This window comes from Microcoleus sp. w1-18aA5, from assembly GCF_036701705.1.
Taxonomy (GTDB): Bacteria; Cyanobacteriota; Cyanobacteriia; order Cyanobacteriales; family Microcoleaceae; genus Microcoleus.
Window position 1 is genome coordinate 1 of record NZ_JAUPTE010000180.1, and the last position, 1,163, is coordinate 1,163.

Genomic DNA, 1,163 nt, shown 5'->3' on the forward strand with positions numbered 1-1,163 from the left:
TATGGCTCAAGCCCAACGTCTGGCGGGATTTGGCCTTAAACTAATTAAGGAGTTGTTTAGAATGAAATAGCCCTGATCGAATAGGTTTTTATTTTGATGGCGAAACTCTTACTTTTGCCAGGGTGCCTCACCGGAAAGATATTTATCGCTACTTTCCACCATAAAGCTGTTTTTACTATGGCAGAATGTTTTGGGCAAGTTGTCCTTGTCGTTTGAAATAGTAAATTAATGTATTTGTATCCAAAATGTACATCTAAAAGCTCTCCCGCAAGATGTCTTCCCCCGACGCGGCACGAATCTGTTCCAGAGTAGGAAAGTCTTCTGCCCATGTTCCAGCTAGGGAATAAACCAATTCTGTCGAAGGAGTTAAAGAATCTACGGTGTCGGTGGATTGGTTCTCATTCAGGTACTTGGCACGACTCAACTCAGCGAAAGTGAGAATTTCGCTAGCTTGGTTTTCGGGAAGGGTTTTGACGATCGCGTAAATCTGTTCAATCATAGTCATAATCTGGTGAGAAATAAACTGTCGTTAAATTTTATTTAAGCAATAGCGATCGGCTTTTTTGTGTCAGTTTTCATCTGGGTTTCAAAAAGAGCGATCGCCCTTAATTCAAAAAGTACGCGCGTGCGAAGCTCTCCCGAAGGGAATCGCCCTTAAAATCGGAATAGACAAACAACATGGTATGGTTAACATGAAATTTGCGATCGTCCATTACGTATGAGTGAAACAGTCTACATCGAAACCAGTATCTTGGGCTACCTCACCGCTAGAGCCACCAAAAACCTGATTATAGCTGCAAACATTGAGGTAACACGAGATTGGTGGGAATTTCGGCGAAGCAACTTCAGGCTCTACATCTCACAAGTTGTTTTGGACGAAATAGCAGAAGGTGACTCAGAGATTGCGACTCAACGTTTGGAGATACTTCGCGACTTTCCATTGCTGGAACTCAATCAAGCTGTACGAGACTTAGCAGGACAATTTCTCACACGAAGCAATCTTCCGCCTAAAGCTGCTGCTGATGCGGTTCATATTGCGACAGCTACCGTTTACGATTTAGATTACCTGCTAACATGGAACTGTAAGCAGGGTAAGCTCATCTAATTTGGTATAAATTGTACTTGACAAAAAAAACAAAATACACAGGGATCCCCCTCGTCAT

Annotated in this window: 1 protein-coding gene and 1 pseudogene; one reads left to right on the forward strand and one right to left on the reverse strand. The window is 42.6% G+C overall.

What is annotated here, in order from left to right:
* Positions 1-253 precede the first annotated feature (253 nt).
* Positions 254-499 (reverse strand): DUF2281 domain-containing protein, encoded by a 246-nt coding sequence (locus tag Q5691_RS27585; protein WP_333348426.1) that lies wholly within the window; start codon positions 497-499, stop codon positions 254-256.
* Positions 500-718: 219 nt separating this feature from the next.
* Between Q5691_RS27585 and Q5691_RS27590 the strand changes: the two are divergent.
* Positions 719-1,099 (forward strand): annotated as a pseudogene (locus Q5691_RS27590) (type II toxin-antitoxin system VapC family toxin); the annotation flags it as partial.
* Positions 1,100-1,163: the final 64 nt, after the last annotated feature.